Source organism: Arsukibacterium sp. (assembly GCF_041616895.1).
In the GTDB taxonomy this organism is placed as follows: domain Bacteria; phylum Pseudomonadota; class Gammaproteobacteria; order Enterobacterales; family Alteromonadaceae; genus Alishewanella.
Genome location: NZ_JBFJPY010000034.1, coordinates 1 through 24,392, shown reverse-complemented (window position 1 = coordinate 24,392; position 24,392 = coordinate 1). Strand labels below are relative to the sequence as shown.

General features: G+C 48.0%; 21 protein-coding genes and 1 tRNA gene. 6 read left to right on the top strand and 16 right to left on the bottom strand.

The features are described 5' to 3' along the window. Window positions 1-2: 2 nt before the first annotated feature. The 7 genes from phhA to pspA form a co-directional block, all read right to left on the bottom strand. Window positions 3-803 (bottom strand): phenylalanine 4-monooxygenase, encoded by an 801-nt coding sequence (phhA, locus tag ABY802_RS07860; RefSeq protein WP_372626495.1) that lies wholly within the window; start codon window positions 801-803, stop codon window positions 3-5. A gap of 173 nt (window positions 804-976) precedes the next feature. Continuing rightward, window positions 977-2,170 carry a PLP-dependent aspartate aminotransferase family protein gene (locus ABY802_RS07855; protein ID WP_372626494.1) on the bottom strand — a complete coding sequence of 398 codons (1,194 nt, stop codon included), beginning with the start codon at window positions 2,168-2,170 and terminating at the stop codon, window positions 977-979. Between the two features lie 116 nt (window positions 2,171-2,286). Continuing rightward, window positions 2,287-3,297: a TIGR01620 family protein gene (locus tag ABY802_RS07850; RefSeq protein WP_372626493.1), complete on the bottom strand. Its 1,011-nt coding sequence runs from the start codon at window positions 3,295-3,297 to the stop codon at window positions 2,287-2,289. Further along, complete coding sequence (locus ABY802_RS07845; RefSeq protein WP_372626492.1) at window positions 3,294-4,679, bottom strand: YcjX family protein; 1,386 nt, start codon at window positions 4,677-4,679, stop codon at window positions 3,294-3,296. The genes ABY802_RS07850 and ABY802_RS07845 overlap by 4 nt, the downstream gene beginning before the upstream one ends. A 10-nt stretch (window positions 4,680-4,689) precedes the next feature. Further along, complete coding sequence (pspC, locus tag ABY802_RS07840; RefSeq protein ID WP_372626491.1) at window positions 4,690-5,103, bottom strand: envelope stress response membrane protein PspC; 414 nt, start codon at window positions 5,101-5,103, stop codon at window positions 4,690-4,692. Then, a complete protein-coding gene (gene pspB, locus ABY802_RS07835) occupies window positions 5,096-5,332 on the bottom strand; it encodes an envelope stress response membrane protein PspB (RefSeq protein ID WP_290611136.1) in 237 nt (78 codons plus the stop codon). The genes pspC and pspB overlap by 8 nt, the downstream gene beginning before the upstream one ends. 25 nt (window positions 5,333-5,357) lie before the next feature. After that, window positions 5,358-6,035 carry a phage shock protein PspA gene (gene pspA, locus ABY802_RS07830; protein ID WP_372626490.1) on the bottom strand — a complete coding sequence of 226 codons (678 nt, stop codon included), beginning with the start codon at window positions 6,033-6,035 and terminating at the stop codon, window positions 5,358-5,360. Window positions 6,036-6,217: 182 nt separating this feature from the next. Here pspA and pspF point away from each other — a divergent pair, with 182 nt between their 5' ends. From pspF to ABY802_RS07800, 6 genes are all read left to right on the top strand, one after another. Continuing rightward, window positions 6,218-7,312 (top strand): phage shock protein operon transcriptional activator, encoded by a 1,095-nt coding sequence (gene pspF, locus ABY802_RS07825; protein WP_372626489.1) that lies wholly within the window; start codon window positions 6,218-6,220, stop codon window positions 7,310-7,312. An 86-nt stretch (window positions 7,313-7,398) separates the two neighbouring features. After that, entirely contained in the window at window positions 7,399-8,946 is a 1,548-nt protein-coding gene (locus tag ABY802_RS07820) for an ABC transporter substrate-binding protein (protein ID WP_372626488.1), read from the top strand. Continuing rightward, window positions 8,943-9,959, top strand: coding sequence for an ABC transporter permease subunit (locus ABY802_RS07815; RefSeq protein WP_372626487.1), 1,017 nt, complete (start codon window positions 8,943-8,945; stop codon window positions 9,957-9,959). Before ABY802_RS07820 ends, ABY802_RS07815 begins: the two co-directional genes overlap by 4 nt. Window position 9,960: 1 nt before the next feature. Beyond that, the gene (locus ABY802_RS07810) at window positions 9,961-10,854 is read left to right on the top strand and encodes an ABC transporter permease subunit (RefSeq protein WP_372626486.1); all 894 of its coding nucleotides are present in this window, start codon (window positions 9,961-9,963) and stop codon (window positions 10,852-10,854) included. Beyond that, window positions 10,855-11,850, top strand: coding sequence for an oligopeptide/dipeptide ABC transporter ATP-binding protein (locus ABY802_RS07805; protein WP_372626485.1), 996 nt, complete (start codon window positions 10,855-10,857; stop codon window positions 11,848-11,850). Continuing rightward, on the top strand, window positions 11,847-12,614 hold the full coding sequence (locus ABY802_RS07800) for an ATP-binding cassette domain-containing protein (protein WP_372626484.1): 768 nt from the start codon (window positions 11,847-11,849) through the stop codon (window positions 12,612-12,614). The genes ABY802_RS07805 and ABY802_RS07800 overlap by 4 nt, the downstream gene beginning before the upstream one ends. Window positions 12,615-12,710: 96 nt before the next feature. Here ABY802_RS07800 and ABY802_RS07795 read toward each other — a convergent pair whose 3' ends face one another. The 9 genes from ABY802_RS07795 to ABY802_RS07755 all read right to left on the bottom strand — a co-directional run bounded on the left by ABY802_RS07795 (window position 12,711) and on the right by ABY802_RS07755 (window position 24,334). Next, window positions 12,711-14,615 carry a SurA N-terminal domain-containing protein gene (locus ABY802_RS07795; protein WP_372626483.1) on the bottom strand — a complete coding sequence of 635 codons (1,905 nt, stop codon included), beginning with the start codon at window positions 14,613-14,615 and terminating at the stop codon, window positions 12,711-12,713. Between the two features lie 141 nt (window positions 14,616-14,756). Next, window positions 14,757-15,029, bottom strand: a complete 273-nt coding sequence (hupB, locus tag ABY802_RS07790) for a nucleoid-associated protein HU-beta (protein ID WP_019674802.1) — start codon at window positions 15,027-15,029, stop codon at window positions 14,757-14,759. Between the two features lie 211 nt (window positions 15,030-15,240). Next, entirely contained in the window at window positions 15,241-17,637 is a 2,397-nt protein-coding gene (gene lon, locus ABY802_RS07785) for an endopeptidase La (protein WP_372626482.1), read from the bottom strand. A 126-nt stretch (window positions 17,638-17,763) separates the two neighbouring features. After that, window positions 17,764-19,044 (bottom strand): ATP-dependent protease ATP-binding subunit ClpX, encoded by a 1,281-nt coding sequence (clpX, locus tag ABY802_RS07780; RefSeq protein WP_372626481.1) that lies wholly within the window; start codon window positions 19,042-19,044, stop codon window positions 17,764-17,766. Window positions 19,045-19,099: 55 nt separating this feature from the next. After that, entirely contained in the window at window positions 19,100-19,705 is a 606-nt protein-coding gene (gene clpP, locus ABY802_RS07775; protein WP_372626502.1) for an ATP-dependent Clp endopeptidase proteolytic subunit ClpP, read from the bottom strand. 139 nt (window positions 19,706-19,844) lie between these two features. Further along, the gene (tig, locus tag ABY802_RS07770; RefSeq protein WP_372626480.1) at window positions 19,845-21,158 is read right to left on the bottom strand and encodes a trigger factor; all 1,314 of its coding nucleotides are present in this window, start codon (window positions 21,156-21,158) and stop codon (window positions 19,845-19,847) included. Window positions 21,159-21,439: 281 nt separating this feature from the next. Beyond that, window positions 21,440-22,693: a glutamate-5-semialdehyde dehydrogenase gene (locus tag ABY802_RS07765; protein ID WP_372626479.1), complete on the bottom strand. Its 1,254-nt coding sequence runs from the start codon at window positions 22,691-22,693 to the stop codon at window positions 21,440-21,442. Then, window positions 22,690-23,811, bottom strand: coding sequence for a glutamate 5-kinase (gene proB, locus ABY802_RS07760; RefSeq protein ID WP_372626477.1), 1,122 nt, complete (start codon window positions 23,809-23,811; stop codon window positions 22,690-22,692). Before proB ends, ABY802_RS07765 begins: the two co-directional genes overlap by 4 nt. Window positions 23,812-24,257: 446 nt before the next feature. Then, window positions 24,258-24,334: transfer RNA gene (locus ABY802_RS07755), tRNA-Pro, on the bottom strand. Window positions 24,335-24,392 lie beyond the last annotated feature (58 nt).

The window sequence follows — 24,392 nt, the reverse complement described above, 5'->3', positions numbered from 1 at the left end:
TCCTAACTTGCTTGTTTTTGTTTGGGCTCGAAGCGGGGGGCGTGCAGGCCAAGCGCTTTAGCTTGTTCAACCAACGCCATCATATCCAGATGGGCCACATCGAATAAATCATCAATATTATTCAATAGAAAATAAATGGGCTGCATAATGTCAATCCGATAAGGCGTTCGCAGCATATCGACAGCATCAAAAGGTTTGCGCTCCGGAGTATCAGACTCCAGCGCATAAACGGTTTCGCCGGGCGACGATAAAATACCACCACCATAAATTCGCAAGCCATCGGCAGTTTTCAATAAGCCAAACTCAATGGTAAACCAATACAACCGCGCCAAAAATACCCGGTCCTGTTTACTGGCTGCCAAACCAAGTTTCCCGTAGGTATGGGTAAATTCCGCAAAGGCCGGATTGGTCAACATTGCACAGTGACCGAAAATCTCATGAAAAATATCGGGTTCCTGTAAGTAATCAAACTCTTCGCGGGTGCGGATAAAGGTAGCAACCGGAAAACGCTTGTTAGCCAGCAACTCGAAAAACTTATCAAAACTAATCAATGCCGGTACTTCAGCACATTCCCAGCCTGTCGTCGCTCGAAGTACTTTATTTACCTCTTCCAGTTGCGGGATCCGATCAGTGGGCAGTTGCAGTTTCTCCAGTCCGGCCAGGAACTCATCGCATGCCTTACCTTCGATAACGCCAAGCTGGCGGGTAATGAGCTCATGCCAAATCTGATTTTCTTCATCAGACCAGGCAATGATACCGTGCTCATCCGATTGTCTGGATACATACTGACTTGTCTTACTCATAAACAACCTGTTGCAAATAAATGGGCAGCTCGCACTGCCATAAAGGTACTGCGGATACTAGTGGATATGACAACTCCTGGGTATCATGCGCTCACCAAAAGCACTGTAAAGCTGCCACCACTGTTGTAAAGTAAAAATTACAACTAACGGCCAGACCTTAGTTTAACGAGGCTTCAGCTTAGTTGCTGCATTTTGGTAAGGGCCTGTTCTAAATCTGCAATAATATCGGCAACATGCTCCAAACCTACCGATACCCGGATCAAACCATCACTGATCCCTGCCATTTGTCGCTCTTCCGCTGTGTAAGGGCTGTGAGTCATTGAAGCGGGATGTTGGATCAGTGATTCGGCGTCACCCAGGCTTACTGCCAGGCTTAGCAACCGGCATTGATTAATAAAATAACGGCTTTGCTCCAGGCTGGCATTCAGCTCAAAAGCCAGTACACCACCGGCCCCCTGCATTTGCTCTCCCAGAAACCGGTAACCCGGATGACTGGGCAACCCGGGGTAGAACACCTCTCTTACCGCCTCGTGCTGCTCTAGAAACTCAGCAACCTGCTGTGCATTCTGACAATGGCGCTCCATCCTTACCGCCAATGTTTTTAAACCACGAATAATCAACCAGGCATCGTGCGGACTAATCGTGGCGCCCATATCCTTTAACGTGGTCATTTTGATCGTAGCGATTTTTTCACTATTCGCCACGATAATGCCAGCAACGACATCGCCGTGACCATTAAGATATTTAGTCGCGCTGTGGATAATAATATCAATGCCATACTTGGCAGGTTGCTGTAAAAGCGGCGTCAGAAAGGTGTTATCAACTACCGATATCAGCTTATGCTGCTGGCAAAACTGGCCGAGAAATGCCAAATCAAGCACCACCAGGTTAGGATTTATCGGTGTTTCGGCAAACAACATTTTTGTATTGGGTTTTAGCGCAGCGGCGACTGCAGCATGATCGGTCATATCAACAAAACTAACCTCAATGCCGTAGCGGGCAAACATATGATTGAACAACGCAAAGCTACAACCATAGATGGCTTTGCTGGCAATTAAATGGTCGCCATGTTGTAAAAAGGCCATAGTACTGGCGGCAACTGCTCCCATACCGGTCGCTGTTGCAGCCGCATCGTCCATACCCTCTAATGCCGCGATTTTTTGTTCCAGTTCTCGGGTCGTAGGGTTACCTAGCCGGGTGTAAATGTAACCTTCCTGCTCGCCAGCGAACCTGGCGGCACCCTGTTCGGCATTTTCAAACACAAAGGTTGAAGTCTGGTAAAGTGGGGTTGCTAACGTACCATGTTGATTTTTTTCTTTGCCCGCATGAATACACAAAGTGTGCGGATGAACATTTTTAGTCTGCATTGGATAACTGCGTCAGGTAATTAAAGTCCCGCACAGATTTAGCAGAATTTTGAATTTATGGAAGCATGCCAGACATCTTGCAGTCTGGCCGCAATCATTTAATTAATGGTTAACTGTCAACTTTCGCTGGCAGGGTTGTAGCCACGTAACCGCTGGATCAGGCTTTGGCTCAGCCTGGCAACGTTAATCCGTTGTTTTTCAGCCAGTGGCAATGGCCGTAATTGTTGCATCGCCATATTGCCGAGTCTTGCCACCAGTAAGCCAGCGATCACCCCATGACCTGCCCTGGCGGATAACTTTGCGGTCAGTTCACTGCTCATGACATCAGACGCCATATCCAGCGCCAGCTCACTACCACCTGCCCACAATATCGCGGCCAGAGCGCGTTTTAACATGACCAGACTTCGCAGTTGTCCAACCGGCGCGCCATATAATGCTGCCAGTTGACGGACCATTGTGCTGCTGCGCCAGACCACCATTAACATATCAATTAACGCAAACGGAATTACCGCGACTGCCAGACTGGTGTCGGTGCCGGCTCGCAAGATAATGGTTTTTGCTTGTGTATCAATAGGCTCCAGTACCAACTTATCCAATAACTGCAGCTTTTCCAAATCACTATGCTGCGGCTGTGCGGCAGATTGCCACTGCTGTGCCGTAATGTGTCTGGCGGGGGTATCAGGCAACTGGCTGATAATATCCTGGCACAGTGCATCGGCTTCACCATACTGAACACTTTGCGCAATGCGCCTCGCACTGCGTTGCCAGTTATTGTTTTGCGAAAGCCGGCGCCACAATCGCCACTCCCGCCACAACAACCAGCTAAACACGCCAAGCACTGCTGCACTTAACACGCTAAATAGTAGCGCTTCTATCACGTTCTGCTGCCAGCTTACTATTAATGCATCAATCCATTGCCAACACGCTAATGCGATGAGGCTGGCCACTGCCAGCCATACCAACCGGCTTAAGATTACGGGTTTACCCGGCATGGACACCGCTTTTAATTCAGGATCTTTATGCCAGTCCGATGTGGCAAACTCGGCCCGGGCCTTCAGTGGCGGTGTTTGGGTTTTGTCGCCGTCATCCGGCAGCGTAAACACCTGAGCAGGTTTTAGCGGTCTCATCGTAATTTATCTCCCAATAAAAACTGCAACGCATGATCCATCCGGATATGGGGTACATTAGCATTAGCCGCAAAGGGCAAGGGTAATAATGATGGAAAACTAAACTGGTGACGGGAAAACACCTGTTCATCCGGTACCTCAGGCGGTACATCACCTGGAAATAAACTGATTTTCTTAGCTGTGCTGCTGTCAGTCCCGGTCAGACACGGTTGTCGCTGGCCCTGCTGTTCAACATAACCGGATTTGCTGGCACTCAGTGCGGCCAGCGCCATGGCTTCTGTTTTTGCCAGTTGATAGGTCGATTGCTTCAGCGGCTGTCGCAATAAATTTTGTAACAATAAAGTCAACGCCTGATGCTGCTCCGGGGTAACATGATCTGCCTTACTTGCCGCGAATAATACCTTACTGATTTGCGGCTTAAACAAGCGTCGCAGCATACTGGACGGGCCATAATTAAAGCTCTGCATAATGAGCTGCAACGCCTGACTGAGTTCGGCGGTTGCCGCGGCCCCCGCATTCAGTGCACTTAAACAGTCGACCAGCACGACCTGACGGTCAAGTTGAGAAAAGTGCTGTTTATAAAAAGGTTTAACGACATAGTCCCGGTAACTTTGGTAATGATCTGTCAGTTTTTTTAATAAAGCACTGTTATCATGAAGCTGTTCTGGCAACAGTGGGATGAGCTGCAACATTGGCGCACCGGCGAGTTCACCAGGCACTAAAAGCCGTCCGGGCTGGTTTAAATAGGTACCGGCTGTACTACTGAACCGTTGTAATAATCCTTTGTACGCGTCCGTTACACGATTTAACTGCTGCTCACTGGCGTCACTCAGATCGGTAGTAGCCAGCAGCGCTTTAAAATCTGCAGCCAGGGCCTGACGATGCGGCTTGGCGAATAATTGCCAGCTAAACTCACACCATTGTTGATAATTAAGCTGTAACAGGGGCAAATCCAGTAGCCACTCGCCGGGATAATCAACGATATCGAGTTCCAGCTCACTGTAAGATTGCAAATGAGAACGCAGACCCTGACCCGCTTTGTAGCGCAGCGCCAGGCTTAGCTGGCTCCAACCGGTCGTTGACGGCGGCCATTGCGGTGGGTCCTGCTGCAAAAAGCTCATATTATGTTCAAAGGGAAAACGAGGAATGGTTAATGCCTGCTCAGCCGCTAACCGGCCTCCCAGATATCGTCCTTGCTGCACCACCGAAAAAAAAGGTAGATTTTGCGGACTGTCACCCTGGGTCAGTTGATGCACCAATGAGGTAATGAACGCCGTTTTGCCTGCTCCACTTAAACCCGTCACGCCCAGCCGGACATGCCGGTCAAGGGCGCGATGACGTAACTGACGACTTTGATGTTGCAGCTTATCAAGCCAGGTCATAGTACTCCGTTTACAGGTTATTGAATTCCCGATTTAACTGAAAGCGGCTTGAAGTAACATGGCGCTCCATATCCTGCAACCGCAGCTCCAGACTATTATAGCGATTTGCCAGGTGTTGCAAGGCCTGCTTTGGTGGCTCACCGCGCTGCCACACCCGTGTTTTCACCTCAACACCCGGCTCGTCAACGTCTGCCCTGCTCCCCAGCGGCCGCTTCGCAGCGACCACTGACTTTTTTTCCAGCACCACCCAGGCGGCAATATACAGAACAACAACAAAACCACCGGCACCGAGAAAAAAAGCAGACACGGTAATAATACGGACCAACCACAACTCCCAGCCAAAATAGTCAGCAATCCCGGCACACACCCCGGCCAGCTTGCCGTTACTATCGTCCCGCAACAACTCTCTTTTAGGCTTAGTCATGCTGGTTCCTCCATTTAGGGCTTTCTGCATCTAAAATCGCTTCAAGGGTATGGATGCGCTCGGCCATTTTCTCTGCCCGGGCCGCCAGGTTATTTAACTGTTGTAGTTCAACATCCGTTAAACCCTGCTGCATTTTACCTTTGCTGCGATAATGCATAATGACCCATAAAGGTGCCACAAAGATCATAAACAAGATCAGGGGCACAAAAATTAACTCATGAATATCCATTTAGCTGCTCCTGCAACGCCTGAGATCAGGCGTCTCCTTTACTGGTTTTCTTGTTTACTTTGGCTTTCAGTTCAGCCAACTCGTTATCAATTTTATCTTGCGCCGCCAATTGTGCAAACTCGTCTTTCAGGGTTTTCTTACCCAGATCATAAGACTCAACCTGCGCTTCCAGCGAATCGATTTTCTGCTCGTAGCGTTCAAATTTGTACATGGCATCATTGATCCGGTTGCTATCAAGTGATTTTTTCACTTCAAGCCGGTTTTCAACTGTGGTACGACGCATCAGCATCGACTTCTGCCGTGCTTTGGCATCAGCCAGTTTTTCCTGCAATTGCGATACTTCATCCTGCAGCTTACTGATATGTTCATCCAGTACAGCAATATCGCGAAGTAAAGCATCTGCCTGCTCGGCGGCTTTTTGTTTCTCGACCAATGCGGCGCGTGCCAGGTCATCGCGATCTTTACTCAATGCCAGCTCGGTTTTAGCCTGCCAGTCATCGACTTCACCTTGCAGTCTGTTGACTACCCGTTGCAAATCTTTTTTCTCAGCAATCGTTTTGGCAGAAGACGAACGCACTTCAACCAACGTATCTTCCATCTCCTGAATAATCAACCGGACCATCTTTTCCGGATCTTCGGCTTTATCCAGCAACGAGTTGATGTTTGAGTTCACAATATCTGAAAAGCGTGAAAAAATACCCATCTTAGTTACCTCTGTATGTTGATGTTATTACGCTATTGCTTATTCAGGTTTCTTGCCAACTTTGCAAATTATCATAACGCTCTAATATATAACAACTTTATTTATTTAAAACAAAAGCTTTAGCTCCTGCCCTTTATGAAATACACTATTTATTAGCCAAATTAACTACTTTGTAGCTGCCAATGAATAAAAAATATCAACAAGATAACCTGATTGGCCAGGCCAACAGCTTTTTAAATGTACTGGATCAGGTGTCACAACTGGCGCCACTGGATAAGCCGGTGCTAATAATTGGTGAAAGAGGCACGGGGAAAGAGCTTATTGCCGCCCGCTTGCATTTTTTGTCCCAGCGTTGGGATCAGCAATACCTGACCCTTAACTGTGCAGCTTTAAATGAAAACTTGCTGGAGAGTGAGTTATTTGGTCATGAAGCAGGCGCTTTTACCGGCGCAGGCAAAAGGCATGAAGGCCGGTTTGAGCGAGCCAATGGCGGGACATTATTTTTAGATGAGCTGGCCAATACGCCGGCGCTGGTGCAGGAAAAGTTACTGCGGGTTATCGAATATGGCGAATTTGAGCGCGTTGGCGGTAGCCGGCCAGTGCGGGTTGACGTAAGACTGGTGTGCGCCACCAACGAGGATTTACCCTCGATGGCTGACAACGGTGAGTTCAGGGCTGATTTACTCGATCGCCTGGCTTTTGATGTTATTACCCTGCCGCCAATGCGTGAGCGCCGTGAAGATATCTTATTACTGGCCGAGCATTTTGCAATGAATATGGCCAGGGAGCTTGGCTTTGAGCTGTTTAGTGGGTTCAGTGAAAAAGCCAAAAATACCCTGCTTGACTATCATTGGCCTGGTAATGTCCGGGAATTAAAAAACGTTGTAGAACGCAGCGTATATCGTACGAATAATCCCTATGTCCCGGTGCATCATATTCAATTAAACCCTTTCGAATCGGCTTATCGGCCAACCCAACGCATTAAAACCCGGGGGCATGGCACACAAAAACCGGCAGAGCCGCTGGTAACCAAGGCTGATACTGTTGATAATACCGAGACGGGTACCTTCAATAGCCCGGCCAGTGACAGTATTGATTTTAGCAACGGCGTTGATTTTAAAACCCTGGCACAAGATTTTGAAGTAAAACTTATTAAAGAAGCGCTCAGTGCCAGTCAGTACAATCAGAAAAAAACAGCAGACTTATTAAACCTTACCTATCATCAGTTACGTGGTTATATGAAAAAGTATCAGTTACTGGAAAGTCAGCAGGGATGAATTCACATCACCATGGTTGCTATGTTCTGGTCTGCCGCAGTGCAATAATCAGCCTCTTGCTGCTGCTTGCAGGCTGTCAGCCGAACATGCCTGAAACTGCCCGCAGTGGCCTGGTTTATTGCTCTGAAGGCTCACCAGAGAGCTTTAACCCACAACGAGTCACTTCCGGCACCACTATTGACATAATAAGTCAGCAATTATATGACAGGCTGGTTGATATTAATCCGGCCAATGGCGATATTATTCCAGGGCTGGCTTCAGACTGGCAAGTAAGTGCAGATGGTACCCGCTACGAGTTCATCCTGCGTCAGGATGTCGCGTTTCATACTACCCGCTACTTTTCTCCCAGCAGGAAGTTTAATGCTGAAGATGTCGTTTTTACGTTTAATCGGATTACCGATAGTGAACATCCATTTCATCTTCAGGGCGGCGGCGTTTATCCCTACTTTCAAAGTGTCGATTGGGCTGGGCTGGTAAAGCAGGTACACGCGACGGATCAACATACTGTGGTGTTTGAGTTGCAGCGTCCTGATAGTTCGTTTTTATCGAATCTGACCACCGACTTTGCTGCCATCCTATCTGCCGAATACGGGCAAAAACTACTCGGCGCTGCACAACCAGGTGAGATAGACCGTTTACCCATTGGCACCGGGCCGTTTCATTTTCGTGAATATCAGAAAGATATTCTGGTCAGGTTGTACCGCAACGATGACTATTGGCGCGGCGATACCCAACCTGAACAATTGGTATTTGACATTGTTCCGAATAACGCCAGGCGCATGGCTAAACTGTTTACCCACGAGTGCGATATTGTGTCTTATCCCCGGGTGGCAGAGTTAGAGCTAATTGCAGCCAGGCCCGATGTCACCGTGCAGGAAAGTACCAGTATGAATGTTGGTTTCTGGGCATTTAATACCCAAAAACCACCGTTTGATCAGTTAGCCGTTCGCCAGGCATTAGCAATGGCCATTAACCGAGCCGCAATTTTGCAAGCCGTGTACTATGGCCAGGCAACGCCTGCCTATGGCATCCTGCCCCCCACTTCTTGGGCTTACAATGATGGCTTGCCTGCACCGTTGTACTCTCCTGCCAAAGCCAGGGCATTATTAGCCGAGGCGGGCTATCCCAATGGCTTTACTATGGACATCTGGGCGATGCCGGTTCAGCGCCTGTATAACCCCAATGCGTTAAAAATGGCAGAGTTGATGCAAGCTGATTTAGCCCAAATTGGCGTTAAGGCAAACATCGTATCTTATGAGTGGAATAGCTTTCGCCAGAAGCTGGGCAATTTTGAGCACGACTCCGTACTTATAGGCTGGGCGGCAGACAACCCGGACCCTGATAATTTTTTTCGTCCGCTGTTAAGCTGCGCAGCCAGAGACAGTGGCAGTAACCGGGCAAATTGGTGTGATCCAGCGTTTGATGACATCATCAGTAAAGCGTTGTTGACCGCAAACCAACAGCAGCGTCGGGCGCTGTATTTAGCTGCTCAGCAGTATCTGCATCAACAGCAACCCCTGGTTGCAATTGCCCACTCCCAGCGCTTTCAGGCAATAAGCAGCTCAGTAACCGGAGTCAGCATTAATCCCTATGGCGGTATTGCCCTGCAACATGCGAAAAGAGTTGAGCCATGACCCGTTACTTATTTCGACGTCTGTTTCTGATGATATTTGTGTTGTTGGCGCTCAGCCTGCTGGCGTTTAGTCTAGGCTACATGTTTCCCGGTGACATCGTGCAAAACCTCAGTGGCCTGCGTCAGATTGATGACAACCAGCGTCAGCAACTGGTCAGTTATTATCAACTTGACCAAAATTATTTACAGCAATACCTGGCGTTTCTGAGCCGGATTGCTCACGGTGATTGGGGGCTGTCTTTTGCCAGTCAACAGCCGCTGCTGCAGGAAATAAAACTATTGCTACCCGCCACCCTGGAGCTGGCAGCCTACGCGTTGTTACTCTCTTTTGTTATTGGCATTCCGCTGGGGATAGTGGCCGCGTTTAAACCAGACAGCATCATAGGTAAGTCTATTTCAGGATTGGCGATGATAGGCTATTCCCTGCCAATATTCTGGTGGGGATTATTACTGATCATGTTATTTTCGCTGGCGCTGGGCATACTCCCTTCTGCTGGTCGTATCGGCGTGTTGTATGAAATTCCACACCATAGTGGTTTTATACTGTACGACATTTTGCAAGCAGATATCAGCTATCGCACGGAAGCGCTGCACAATGCACTGCAGCATTTGTTTCTGCCAACGGTGGTATTAGCAACCTTTCCAACAACGGTAATGATCCGCTTCGTGCGCGATGCAATGTTAAATGTCTGGGAACAAAACTATATTAAAACAGCGCGGGCAAAAGGGTTAAACCGCGGGCAAGTCTTGTACCGGCATGGTCTGCGTAACGCACTGTTACCTGTTATCCGTCAGATTGGTTTGCAATTCAGTACCTTGATTACCCTGGCGATGCTAACCGAGGTGATCTTCTCCTGGCCCGGAATTGGCCGCTGGTTAATCGACAGTATTTATCAGCGCAATTATCCGGCGATCCAGGCCGGGTTGTTAGTGATATCCACTATGGTGATTACTATTAACATGCTGACTGAAATCTTACATGCCTTTTTTAACCCGTTAGCCAGGCGAGGTTAATGTGAGTAAATTTCGGTTATACCTTGAAGAAAACAACCGTTCACCGCTAAAACAGCTGTGGCGGGAGTTTAAAAGACAACATTCGGCGATGGCCGGCTTATTCTTATTTATCGGATTCTTTGTTATCAGCCTGCTGGCGCCACTGGTGACGCCACATGATCCCTACTTACAGGTTGATGAACTGCTGCTGTTACCCCCGTCCTGGAGTGCTGCTGGCCTGGTGCAATATCCCTTTGGTACTGATGACCTTGGCCGGGATCTGCTGTCCCGAATGATTAAAGGTACCAGTTATACCTTTGGTTTTGCGCTTATTACCGTAGCAGGAGCTCTGCTGATGGGTTTGCTGCTTGGTGCACTCGCTGGCATGAGTAAGGGTGTTAAATCCAGCGTGTTCAATCATATCCTCGATTTAGCATTGACGATCCCTTCCTTACTTTTAGCAATAATCATTGTTGCCATAATTGGTCCGGGACTTATCAATACTACCTGGGCTATTATGCTGGCGTTACTCCCCCAATTTGTGCATGGTATCCGTAATGCGATTGATGAAGAGCTAAAACAGGACTATGTGATAGCCTACCGTTTAGATGGCGCAAACGACTGGCATGTATTGAGCAGACTGGTCATCCCCAACATCTGGGAGAAACTAACGATAATGGCCACTATGGCTATTTCTACTGCCATTTTAGATATCGCGGCACTGGGCTTTCTCGGGTTTGGCGCCCAGGCGCCCTTGTCGGAATGGGGCGCAATGATCAGCGATTCACTTGACCTGATCTACCTGGCACCAAGCAGTGTGGCAATTCCGGGCTTACTTATTTTCACCGCAGTGTTATCAGTTAATCTGGTTGGTGATGGTTTGAAAACCGCAATTTTGAAAAGGCGGCAAAGTTAAATGTTATTGCTCGATATAAAAAACCTCACCATTGAGCTGGACACCGCCGATGGCTTGGTACGGGCAGTTGACAGAGTAAGCCTAAGTTTGCGAGAGGGTGAAACCCGCGGTCTGGTAGGAGAATCAGGTTCGGGTAAAAGTCTGATAGCCAAAGCTATTGTCGGCGTATTGAACCGCCGCTGGCAGGTAACAGCGGACCGGTTTCATTGGCTGGGTAAAGATTTATTACGACTTAGCCCGGAACAGCGCCGGCAAATTATTGGCCGGGACATTGCCATGATTTATCAGGAACCGAGTCGCAGCCTCGATCCTACAGCCCTTATTGGCGAACAGTTAGAAGAGGCGATACCTGACCATTTACTTAATGCTCCCTGGTGGCGCCGCAATGCCCTGCGCCGTAAAAAAGCGATAGGGCTACTGCATAAAGTTGGCGTGCGCGACCATCAGCGGGTATTGCAAAGTTACCCCTATCAACTGTCAGAGGGCATATGCCAGAAAGTTATGATCGCCATGGCCATAGCGAAAAACCCTAAACTACTGATTGCTGATGAGCCGACAACAGCACTGGAAAGCACAACCCAGGCCCAGCTATTCAGACTACTGGCCAGCTTTAATCAGCTTAAGGGCATGTCAGTACTATTGATAAGCCATGAGCTTGAAAGCGTGGCGCGCTACACCCAGAAGCTCAGTGTCTTATATTGTGGCCAGTTGGTTGAAGCCGGTGAAACCAGCCAGCTTTTAAACACACCTTTGCATCCTTACACCGATGCCCTGATTAAGAGCGTACCCGAGTTTCAGCCTGATTTAGCCGCGAAAACGCCGCTTTATGCGCTACCGGGCAGTATTCCAACATTACAACATGTGCCAATAGGCTGCCGGCTCGGGCCACGCTGTCCCAATGCCCGTAAAGAGTGCGTAAAAACTCCGGCACTGGAGCGCCAGCAAAATCACTATTTCAGCTGTCATTTTCCGTTAACGACTAAGGGTAGTAAATGAGTGATTTACTGGAAGTTCAGGCGCTTGGCAAAGTATACAGTAAACAACGCGGCTGGTTTGGCCGCCAGCATGTTACGGCGCTTGAAAACATTAGTTTTACCCTGGCTGAAGGGCAAACCCTAGCTATCGTCGGTGAAACAGGTTCTGGCAAAAGTACACTGGCTAAACTACTGGTGGGTATTGAAAAACCCGACAGCGGCCAGATTTTGCTGGCGGGTCAACCGGTCCAAATCAGTCACTATAAAAAATACAACCATGTAATCCGCTTTATCTTTCAGGATGCCGGGCGCTCGTTAAACCCGTCACAAAAAGTCGGTCAGATGCTTGAGGACGTGTTGTGTTTCAGTACGGTGCTTGATCAGCAGCAACGCCGGCTTAAAATTGGTCAAACTCTGAAGTTACTCGGCTTACTGGACGAACACGCTGAATACTACCCCCATATGTTTTCGGGCGGCCAGTTGCAGCGGGTGGCATTAGCCAGAGCGCTTATCTTAGACCCAAAACTGCTAATCCTGGACGAAGCGCTAACTGCGTTAGACCCAACGTTACGGGCGCAAATTGTTAACTTACTGCTGGAGTTACAACAAAAGTCAGGACTGGCATATTTGCTTATCAGTAACCAACTCCGATTAGTTCGCCATATCAGTGATAGCATTCTGGTGTTACATCAGGGGCAAGCCGTCGATTATGGCACTACAACGTCGGTTTTCGCTGCTCCGGCTCATGAATACACCAGAAAGCTGATTAACAGCTCAGGTGTCTGAAGCGAACCCACTTCTCCCGCACGGCAATACAAGGCCGCAGCAAATAAAAAACCGTGCTCAGAGCACGGTTTTTTTCAGTTAAGCGTGGTACGCCAGTTAATTTTGTTCCGGGGTAGCCGCGCGTAAATTACGACTGATTTCGGCGTTGGCTTTTAATGCAGCTACCAGCGCAAGATAACCCTGCTCCGCCTGTCGCTGAGCCATACTGTCAAGCTCTTCATCTGCAGGAATTGACGTCACTTCAACATCCTGCACACCAGACACTGCAACAATTGCCACATCACCGCTGGCCAGTGTCACCGAATCTATGCTGGCCTTCCCCGCTACCGGACGTGCCATTTTAAACGCTTTGCTTCGAATTTGCGGGTCTAAGCTACCACCGAAGCGAGGCGTTGCATCCGCGGTTTGCAGCGTAACACCAGCCTGCTGTGCCAGAGCACTGATATCAGCCTGATCAGCCAATAACGCTGTTACTTGCTCCTGTGCCAATTTAGCCTGCTGCTCCACTTTCAGGGATTCGGTAATTTCTGACTTAACTTCCGCCAGGGGTAAGGTCCGGGCCGGTTGAAACTCTTTTACCCGAACAACCAGCAAATGCTGACTGCCAATTTCAATTGGATCGCTGTTCAAGCCATCATTGATAAACTGCTGATCAAAAAGTTTGTTGATCACAGCTGGATGGGTCAGCGGCTCGGTAGCCTGTTCTTTGCTGAACAATGGTGTTGCACGTACACGCTCACCCAGCACGGCGGCAGTCTCCTCCAGATTGTCAGGCACTTCAAACGCCACTTCAGCCATTCTGGTCTGCAGTTGATAGAATTGCTCTGTCGCTTGCTCCTGTTTTAACCGCTCGACAATGCTTTGCTGAACTTCAGCTAAAGGTTGCTGTTGTCCCGGGGTAAAACTCACCAGTTTAATGATGTGATAGCCGTATTCACTTTGTACCACGTCACTTAGCTCGCCGGTATTTGTCAGGGCAAAAGCAGCTTGCTCAAAGTCCGGGTCCATTTGTCCGGGTTCCAGCGCACCCAGTACACCACCATTTTCAGCTGAAAAGGTATCTGCTGAACGTGTTTTGGCTAGTTCGGCAAAATCTGCTCCCTGACGTAATTGGCTCAACAGCGCCGCGGCTTCAGCAGCTACGGCATCGTCAGCGCCTTCAGACTCCAACATAATATGGGCAACCTCACGCTGCTCAGCAGTGCTGAAACGTGCTTTATTGGCGTCATAATACGTCTGAATTTGCTGCTCAGTAATTTCAATCTCTTCAGCAATGGCCGCTGCCGACAATTCGACATACTCGGCAGCCACTTTGGGCTCAGTTTCAAAGCGTTGCAGTTGCATCTGATAATAGTCTTCAATCATTTGCTCACTGATTGTTACCTGATCTGCAAAGTTCTCTGCTTTTACCACGAAATAGCTGATGTCACGGCTTTGTCGCTCCAGCTTGCGAATTTGCTGGATCTCAGAGGGTAAATAGAACTCACTGGCAAATACACCTGCCCGAAATTGACTTGCAGCCATGTCTTCGCGCACCATTTCACGGAAATCGGCGCTTTGGTAGCCCATCTGCCGTAGCAGAGCGATATACCGGTCATTATTAAAGGTACCGTCTACCTGAAATTCACCCAAGCTTCGGATAGTATCACGCACCTGATCATCCCCTACCCGAATGCCAAGTTTGCGAACGAACTGCTGCTGCAACGTTTCATCGATCAGGCGTTCCAGCACTTCACCGCGAAAGCGGCTGTTATAAGCCGGATCAGCTGCAATCGTTTCATACATCTCGCCAAACTGCTGCTGCATGCGGGCACGATCACGTTGCAGCGCCTGTTCGAACTGAGTCTGATTAATTTCTTCGCCATTTACGACTGCCACGGCAACGTCGGTTGGCGAGCTTAAGTAACTGCCAACTCCTGCCAGGGCAAAAGTAAGAATGACCAAACCCAGAATGGTCTTAGCAACAACACCCTGGGAGCCTTCTCTGATTCTCTCTAACATCTTCGCGACATCTCTATATTCAACTTACGGTAAGTTGTCTTAAAAAAAAAGCGCATCTTAACAGATGCGCCTTTTTTAATGAAGCCCGATAACTCATCCGGACTTTACAGGCTGCCCCGGCGCGCCGGGGCAAGCAACCAGTTAATTTACGGCGTCTTTTAACGCTTTACCTGGCTTGAAAGAAGGAATTTTCGCAGAAGCGATTTGAATAGTAGCGCCGGTTTGTGGGTTACGGCCTGTACGAGCAGCACGCTCACGTACGCTGTATGTACCAAAACCAACTAAAGCTACAGAGTCGCCTTCTTTAAGAGCATCAGTAACAGCGTCAATGAACGCGTCCAGTGCACGACCAGCTGCCGCTTTTGAGATATCTGCGTTAGCAGCAATTTTGTCGATAAGTTGAGACTTGTTCACAATATCATCCCCTTCAATTGTTATTATTTTCTACAACTAGTAGTTATTAGCTTTTCTAGACTGCGCTTCGTTATAACAAGCATCTTGATGTCTTGCAAGCAGAAGACGCTTTCAAACTAATATTTTTTTTGCTTTAACCGCAGCCCTTATTATATAAGGGCTGGGTCGAAACTGACCATAACTTAGCACAGCCAACGGGAATGAAAAGCCCCTAAGCCGGATTTTTTGTGGTTTTTTTGCTATTTGCTGGTTTTTTTGCCGTATTTACTGCACTAATGCGGTCTGTAGGCTCCTGCAGTGCATATTCAAGTACATCTTCAATCCATTTCACCGGCTTAATTTCGATATCGCCTTTTACATTATCCGGTATTTCTTTTAAATCACGAATATTGTCATGCGGGATCAGCACGCGCTTAATGCCGCCACGATGCGCTGCCAGTAGCTTCTCTTTCAAGCCGCCAATCGGTAATACTTCGCCTCGCAGAGTAATTTCACCTGTCATGGCGACATCTGCCCGCACCGGATTACCGGTTAAGCTTGACACCAGCGCTGTCACCATGGCAATACCGGCACTAGGTCCATCTTTGGGGGTCGCCCCCTCCGGCACGTGAACATGGATATCCCGCTTCTCATAAAAGTCTTCGTTTATCCGCAGCACTTCAGCACGGCTGCGAACGACTGTCATCGCCGCCTGAATAGATTCTTTCATAACATCACCCAGCGATCCGGTATAAGTAAGTTTGCCCTTACCAACCACTGAAGCAGCCTCAATAGTCAATAAGTCACCACCTACTTCGGTCCACGCCAGGCCGGTAACCTGACCAATCCGGTTGCTGTCTTCCGCTTTACCATAATCGTGGCGCTGTACACCCAGAAACTCTTCCAAATTATCAGCGTTAATTACCACTTGCTTAGTGTCGGCATGCAGTAATATCTGCTTAACCGCTTTACGACACAGTTTAGAGATCTCCCGCTCCAGGCTCCGCACACCAGCCTCTCGGGTGTAATAACGAATAACACCGATAATGGCGCTGTCTTCAATAGTCAGCTCATGCGGTTTTAAACCATTTCTGCTAATTTGCTTCGAAATAAGGTGCTGTTTGGCGATATTCAGTTTTTCATCTTCGGTGTAGCCCGACAACCGGATAACTTCCATTCTGTCCAACAATGCAGCTGGAATATTCAGGCTGTTTGATGTCGCAAAAAACATCACATCCGATAAGTCGTAGTCAACCTCAAGATAGTGATCACTGAAAGTCGCATTTTGTTCGGGATCCAGCACCTCGAGCAGTGCCGCCGCCGGGTCGCCTCTGAAATCCGAGGCCATTTTATCTATTTCATCCAGCAGGAAAAGCGGATTACGCACACCTACCTTCGCCATTTTCTGAATAATTTTACCCGGCATAGAGCCAATGTAAGTGCGGCGATGCCCACGGATCTCAGCCTCGTCACGCACACCACCGAGCGCCATGCGTACATACTTACGACCGGTCGCTTTTGCTACCGATTGCCCAAGAGAGGTTTTACCCACCCCTGGCGGGCCTACCAGACACAAAATCGGGCCTTTTAATTTATTCACCCGCTGTTGCACTGCCAAATATTCAATAATGCGTTCTTTGACTTTTTCAAGCCCATAATGGTCAGCGTCCAGCACCTGCTCTGCCGCCGCCAGATTTTTCTTCACCTTACTGCGGGCCTTCCATGGTACGGTCGCTAACCAATCAATATAACTGCGCACTACGGTCGCCTCTGCCGACATTGGCGACATCATCTTCAGCTTCTGTAGCTCAGCCTTAGCTTTATTGGCTACCTCAACCGGCATCTTGGCACTTTCAATCTTGTTTGCCAGTGCTTCAAATTCATCGGGCGCGTCTTCCAGATCGCCAAGCTCACGCTGAATCGCCTTCATCTGTTCGTTCAGATAGTATTCGCGCTGGCTCTTCTCCATTTGCTTTTTAACCCGGCTACGGATGCGCCGTTCAACCTGCAAAATGTCTATTTCGCTTTCCATCATGGCCATCAGATATTCCAGCCGCTCGGTTACATCAACCAGCTCCAGAACTTTCTGTTTGTCATCTACCTTCAGTGGCATATGCGCAGCCATAGTATCGGCAAGCCGCGCCGCATCATCGATACCGCTTAACGCGGTAAGTACTTCTGGCGGGATCTTTTTATTAAGCTTGATATAACCTTCGAACTGATTAATCGCAGAGCGCAAGAAAACTTCCTGTTCGCTGCTATCAATATCGATAGAGGAAATAAGCTCAACATGCGCAGCAAACGCATCTTCCGTCTCGGTAAACTCGGTTAATCGGGCGCGCTTAGCACCTTCAACCAGTACTTTGACGGTGCCATCTGGCAGCTTCAGCAATTGCAAAATAGTGGCAACGGTACCAATCTGATACAAATCATCCGCACTGGGGTCATCCAGGGTGGCGTCTTTTTGCGCGACCAGAAAAATCTGTTTGTCATTGTCCATTGCCGCATCTAAACACTTGATAGATTTAGCCCGACCGACAAACAGGGGGATCACCATGTGGGGGTAAACGACGACGTCACGCAACGCCAATACCGGCATATGCAAACGTTCAGTTTGTTCTACTGTCATTGATTATCTCTCGAATTAATACTGCGGGCGACACCTGATACCCAGTATATGGGGTTAATTTGGCAAACTTCAATTGTGTATACGAAAAAGGAGCTGATTCAGCTCCTTTTTGTTAGTTTGATTGCATTATTTGGATTGCGCCACTTCGGGTTCGCTGTTTTCATAAATCAGTATGGGCTGCGTCTCGCCCCGGATCACTGTTTCATCAATCACCACTTTACTGACATCCTCCATCGATGGCAGCTCATACATGGTGTCAAGCAACACACCTTCTACGATTGATCGCAAACCCCGGGCACCTGTTTTGCGCTCCATGGCTTTTTGACCAATGGCCTTCAAGGCATCGTCACGAAACTCAAGTTCAACATTTTCCATTTTAAATAACGCAGCAAATTGCTTAACAAGCGCATTTTTTGGCTGACTGAGTATCTGAACCAAGGCGTCTAAATCCAGCTCTGTTAACGTCGCTACCACCGGCAACCGGCCAATAAACTCCGGAATTAAACCATATTTAACCAAATCTTCAGGCTCTACATCCCGGAACGATTCACTTAAACTGCGGGTGCTTTCCTTGCTCTTTACCGTGGCACCAAAACCGATACCGGCACCTTTGGCGCTGCGCTGTTCAATGACTTTATCCAGGCCGGCAAAAGCGCCACCACAGATAAACAAAATTTTCGAGGTATCAACCTGTAAAAATTCCTGCTGCGGGTGCTTGCGCCCGCCTTGCGGCGGCACTGAGGCAATAGTGCCCTCAATTAGCTTTAACAAGGCTTGCTGGACACCTTCACCCGATACATCCCGGGTAATTGACGGGTTGTCTGACTTGCGGGAAATTTTGTCTATTTCGTCAATATACACAATGCCGCGCTGGGCTTTTTCAACGTCATAATCACATTTCTGCAGCAGCTTCTGGATGATATTCTCAACGTCCTCACCGACATAACCGGCTTCGGTTAAGGTTGTGGCATCGGCCATAGTGAACGGCACGTCCAGTAATCGCGCCAGCGTCTCAGCCAATAATGTTTTACCACTTCCGGTTGGGCCAATCAGCAGTATATTACTTTTGCTCAGCTCAACCTCTTGCTTATTCTGAGCGCTACGAAGACGTTTATAATGGTTATAAACAGCAACCGCCAATACTTTTTTGGCATGCTCCTGACCAATGACGTAGTCATCCAGATGAGCACGTATCTCACGTGGTGTGGGTAACGTATCGGATTCACGTTTAGGCGAAATATCTTTAATTTCTTCACGGATAATGTCGTTGCATAAATCAACGCATTCATCACAAATATAAACTTGTGGCCCTGCGATCAACTTACGCACTTCATGCTGTGATTTGCCACAAAACGAGCAATATAATAATTTGCCGCTTTTATCGCCGTCATTGCGGTGATCAGACATGTAACTACCTCTTTTTACGTCGCTGGTGACCTCTAAACTGGCCACCCTGCTTTAATTATTTCGCGTCTCTTTTACTCAATATGGTATCGATCAGGCCATAATCCAAGGCTTGCTGTGCGCTTAAGAAACGATCTCGCTCAGTATCATTGACAATTTCTTCGTACGTTTTACCTGTATGATCAGCCATCAGACGGTTTAGTTTTTCTTTTATACCCAGAATTTCGCGGGCGTGAATTTCAAAATCGGTCGCCTGGCCTTGAAAGCCACCCAAAGGTTGATGAATCATCACCCGGGCATTGGGTAAACAGTAACGCTTACCTTTAGTACCACCTGACAATAAAAACGCACCCATACTGGCAGCCTGACCAACACACACTGTGGCGATATCAGGTTTAATATAGCGCATAGTATCGTAAATTGATAAACCCGCCGTCACTGAACCGCCTGGCGAATTGATATAAATGTAGATATCTTTTTCCGGATTTTCCGATTCAAGAAACAAAAGCTGCGCCACTATCAGGTTAGCCATATGGTCTTCAACCTGGCCAGTTAAAAATATAACCCGCTCTTTTAACAGCCGGGAAAAAATGTCATAAGAGCGTTCACCTTTTGCGGTTTGCTCAACCACCATAGGTACTAAAGCGTTAATGATGTCAGTCATATCACGTGACATTGGCATAAATGGGGTCCCTTAAAATAAACTCGGTATAGTTTTGCCGGAAAATAAAAGCGGCCGGAAAATAAAATGGCCCGAACTGCTGTTCGAGCCATTAAAACCGTCATACCACGATAAGTCAATCTTAGTTGGTGGCTTGCGGGTTCATTATCTCGTCAAAGGCAGCAGCTTGTTCATTGACTTTGGCTTTAGCCAGAATTAATTCAATAGCCTGCTCTTCCAGTGCCACATTGCGCATGCTTTGCATTAATTCATTGTTGCTGTGGTAATACTGAACCACTTCGGCTGGGTCTTCATACGCAGACGCAACATTAGCAATTAATTCTTCAACTTTAGCGTTGTCTACTTTCAGTTCGTTGGTTTTGATCACTTCACCTAACAATAAACCTACTTTAACCCGGTCTTTAGCTTGTTCTTCAAACAATGAAGCGGGTAATTCAGGTAACTGCTTAGGATCAACGTTATTGCCAAACCGCTGTAATGCTTGCTTACGCAATACTTCAACTTCGCCGCCAATTAACGATTGTGGTACTTCGACTTCGTTATTCGCCAGTAAACCTTTTATTACCTGCTCTTTAACTTTACCTTTGATCGTTTGCTTAAGCTCGCGCTCCATGTTTTTCCGCACCTCGGTTTTAAGGGCGTCAACACTGGCTTCGGCTAAACCAAATAGCGTGGCAAACTCATCGTTTAATTCCGGTAAAACCTGCTCTTCTACAGCTTTAACGGTAACTGCAAAGCTGGCAGCTTTACCTTTCAGGTTTTCCGCGTGGTAATCTTCAGGGAACGTCACTTCAACGGTGGCTTCCTGGCCTGCTTTTTTGCCAACAACACCATCTTCAAAGCCTGGGATCATCCTGCCCTGGCCCAGCTCTAATTGGAAGTCGCTAGCCTTGCCACCTTCAAATTCTTCGCCGTCAATAGAGCCGACAAAATCCATTGTTACCCGGTCACCAGTAGCAGCGGCGCCTTTTTTCTGTTGCCATTTAGCATGTTGCTTGCGTAGCGTTTCCAGCATTTTTGCCAGATCTTCTTCACCAATGTCAACCTTTGGCTTATTCACTTCTATTTTTTCCAGATTCGCTACTGTCACTTCCGGATACACTTCAAATGTCGCTGCGAATTCTAAATCTTTACCTGCCGCCAAAGTACCTGGAGCAAAAGTAGGCGCTCCGGCTGGGGTTAGCTTGTTTTCAATTACCGCTTCATAAAATGAACGTTGCATTTGCTCTGAAGCCACTTCCTGCAACACAGCTTGACCGAAACGTTTCTGGATAATTGACACCGGTGCTTTACCCGGGCGAAAACCATCAATACGCTGGCGTTTTGCCAGATCACGCAAGCGGTTTTTTACTTCTGAATCAATCTTGTCAGCCGGTACAGTAATCGTTAAACGGCGCTCTAAACCCTGGGTGGTTTCCACAGAAACTTGCATCATGCTACCTCGAAATCAAAATCAGGCGTCTGAAATACGCCGTGCTTGTATGGTCTGGACTCGAAAAACTTAAGCTGAACCTGACCTGTTATAAAAATGGACGCGGCATTATAGCGGGCTAAATCCTCATAGTCGAGCCTTTAGCCCTGCTTGTTTTCGTTGTTTATCTTGACAAAAAATAAAAAACAGACTTAACCTCATAAAGCTAAGTCTGTTCAATAAGTTAGTCAATTATCTGTAGTGCATTACCCAGCAGATTTACCCACTGGCACTGCCATTAAACATTAACTACGCGTCTGGCCACTGCCGGTAACAACATATTTTTCAGTTGTAAGTGCTTCCAGGCCCATCGGACCATAAGCATGCAGCTTGCTGGTCGATATCCCTATTTCGGCACCTAATCCTAATTCGCCTCCGTCAGAGAAACGCGAAGAAGCATTATGCATCACCACTGCCGTATCAACCGTGCGGATAAACCGATCCGCATTAGCCTGGTCAGCCGTGCAAATCACTTCTGTATGCTGACTACCAAACTGATCTATGTGGGCGATCGCCGCGTCCATGTCGTCTACCACTCTGATAGCGATTTCCGGCGCCAGATACTCCTGACCAAATTCATCGTCAGCAATGGCCGAAGCACCGCTAAAATAACCGACACTTTGTTTGCAGGCATGCACCTTAACCTGATGCTCCGCCAACGCTTTCGCAACCATCGGCAGAAAATCAGCTGCCTGATGCTTGTTGACCAGCAGGCCTTCGAGCGCGTTACACACCCCTGGCCGTTGCACCTTGCCATTAACCAGTAAATTAAGTGCCATATTTAAATCAGCAGTTTGGTCAACATACAAATGACAAACACCCTTAAAGTGCTGAATGACCGGAATACGGCTTTGCTCAGTAACAAAGCGAATTAAGCCTTCACCACCACGGGGAATTACCAAATCAATAAACTGATCTTGTTTTAGCAATGCTAACAATAAATCCCGATCAGGGTCCGGCACTATGGTAATCACTTCTTCTGGCAAGTCGTGGTCACGCAATGCCTGACGCATCGCCGCCGCAATTGCCAAACTGGTGTTAATCGCTTCGCGACCGCAGCGTAGGATCACCGCATTACCTGACTTAAAGCACAAGGCTCCGGCATCAGCGGTAACATTGGGCCGGGCTTCGTAAATCATACAGATTACACCAAGCGGAATCCGGGTTTTGGCAATATTTATCCCATTAGGGCGCTGCTCAATTTGCCGGGTAGACCCAACCGGATCGGGTAACTGAATAATCTGTTCAATCGCCTGAGCCATTGCTTCAATACGTTCCGGGTTCAAGGTTAACCGGTCAATCATTGCCGCACTGGTCCCGTTACTGCCCGCCTGGGCAACTTCATCTTTGTTTGCTGCAATAATGGCACCGGTCGCTTCACGGATACGATTAGCAACGCTTTGTAATACAAAGTTTTTTTGCTCTGTTGATAAGATAGCAACAGCTTTAGCAGCCTTGGCTGCCTGAGCAGCCAGGGTGGCTGCAACATCAGAAATCATAATTTCTCCAATAACATCATTTCACTACGGTGGATTACAGCATCACTGCCAGCCGGGCAATAGCCCAGGCGCTTCGGAATATCGCGGCTCTGCTGTCCCTTAATTGAAAATAACTCCGTAGCACTAAAACGGCTTACACCTTTGGCAATCCGGCGGGTGCCCTTAGCACAACGAATAATAACCGCATCACCAGAATCAAATTCACCTTTAACGCGGACAATGCCGCTACTAAGCAGCGATGCGCCGTGTTGACTCAGCGCTTCAACGCAGCCATCATCAACCCATATTTCGCCTTTCGCCCGCAAGGTATGGCGTACCCAATGCTTTTTAGCCGGTAACGGTTTATGCTGGCCAAAAAACACTGTGCCAGGATTCTCACCCGCTAAAAGACACTCAAACGTTTCAAGCTGATGACCATCAACGATCAGGGTATCAACGCCCTGCGCTGTAGCTTTTTCAGCAGCCTCTACTTTAGTACGCATACCGCCGGTACCTACCGCCGATGCTGCCCCACCTGCCAGGCTATAAATAGCAGCATCAATTTTGCTCACTTCCGGAATGAGCGTTGCCAATGGATCTTTACTCGGATCAGCTGTATAGAGTCCTTTCACATCAGAACAGATAATCAGCGCGTCAGCCTGGACAACCGTCGCCACCATGGCAGCGAGATTATCGTTATCACCGACTTTCAGCTCGTCCGTGGCAATCGTATCGTTCTCGTTAACAATAGGCAGCACTTGATGGTCAAGCAGCTTTCGTAAGGTGTTTTGAATATTAACGTGACGTACTCTGTCACTGAGGTCGCCATGCGTCAGCAATACCTGTGCACAAGGGAAATCAAAACAGTTGGTCCAGAAGTTCATCATCTGGTTTTGACCAACAGCAGCCATGGCACGTTTGAGCGCAATGGGCACCCGTTGGTGTGGAAAATTAAAATGATGACGGCCAGCCGCCACGCTACCAGACGACACCAGAATGACTTCCCGGCCTTGCTTTCTGCATTGGTGGATAAATTCAGCGATTGGACGTAAATATTGTTCGCTACATCCTTCGTTGTCTGGCGCTATCAGGGCACTACCCACCTTTAGTACGACCCTACGCCAGCTTGGGTTTATCATAACTCCTCCGGTATTTTGACCGGCGCCAGTATAGCAAAAACGCCTACCCGGCACCACCGGCAAGCAACATCGATCCAGGCTATGCAGCGGAAAATAAGCATTAATATTCATTAATTTAGCATTTATTAAGCCCCCTTCCGGCAAGGGGCCGGTTGCTTTTTGACCAGCAAAACTGTAATTAAATTACCGTTTTAGCCAATATTTGCGCTTTTTAAACCAAGAGGAAGGCGAATGCATAAAGCACCCCATTATAGATTTGGTGAATACTTACTATAAACGAGATAAAATAAGGAAATGAAAAGTCCGACGGTAAAAATACGACGTTTTTTCAACTGAGAAATCGATGAGTAATTGTAGAAGAATGGTCGGTGATGCAGGATTTGAACCTGCGACCCGTGGGATTAAGAATACCCAAACCAAGTGCGCTATTTTAACTTAAGGGGAGATGGTCGGTGATGCAGGATTTGAACCTGCGACCCCTTGGACCCAAACCAAGTGCGCTACCAAGCTGCGCCAATCACCGACTATATGAACTCAGGAAAAAATGGGGTGGATGATGGGGTTCGAACCCACGACAACCG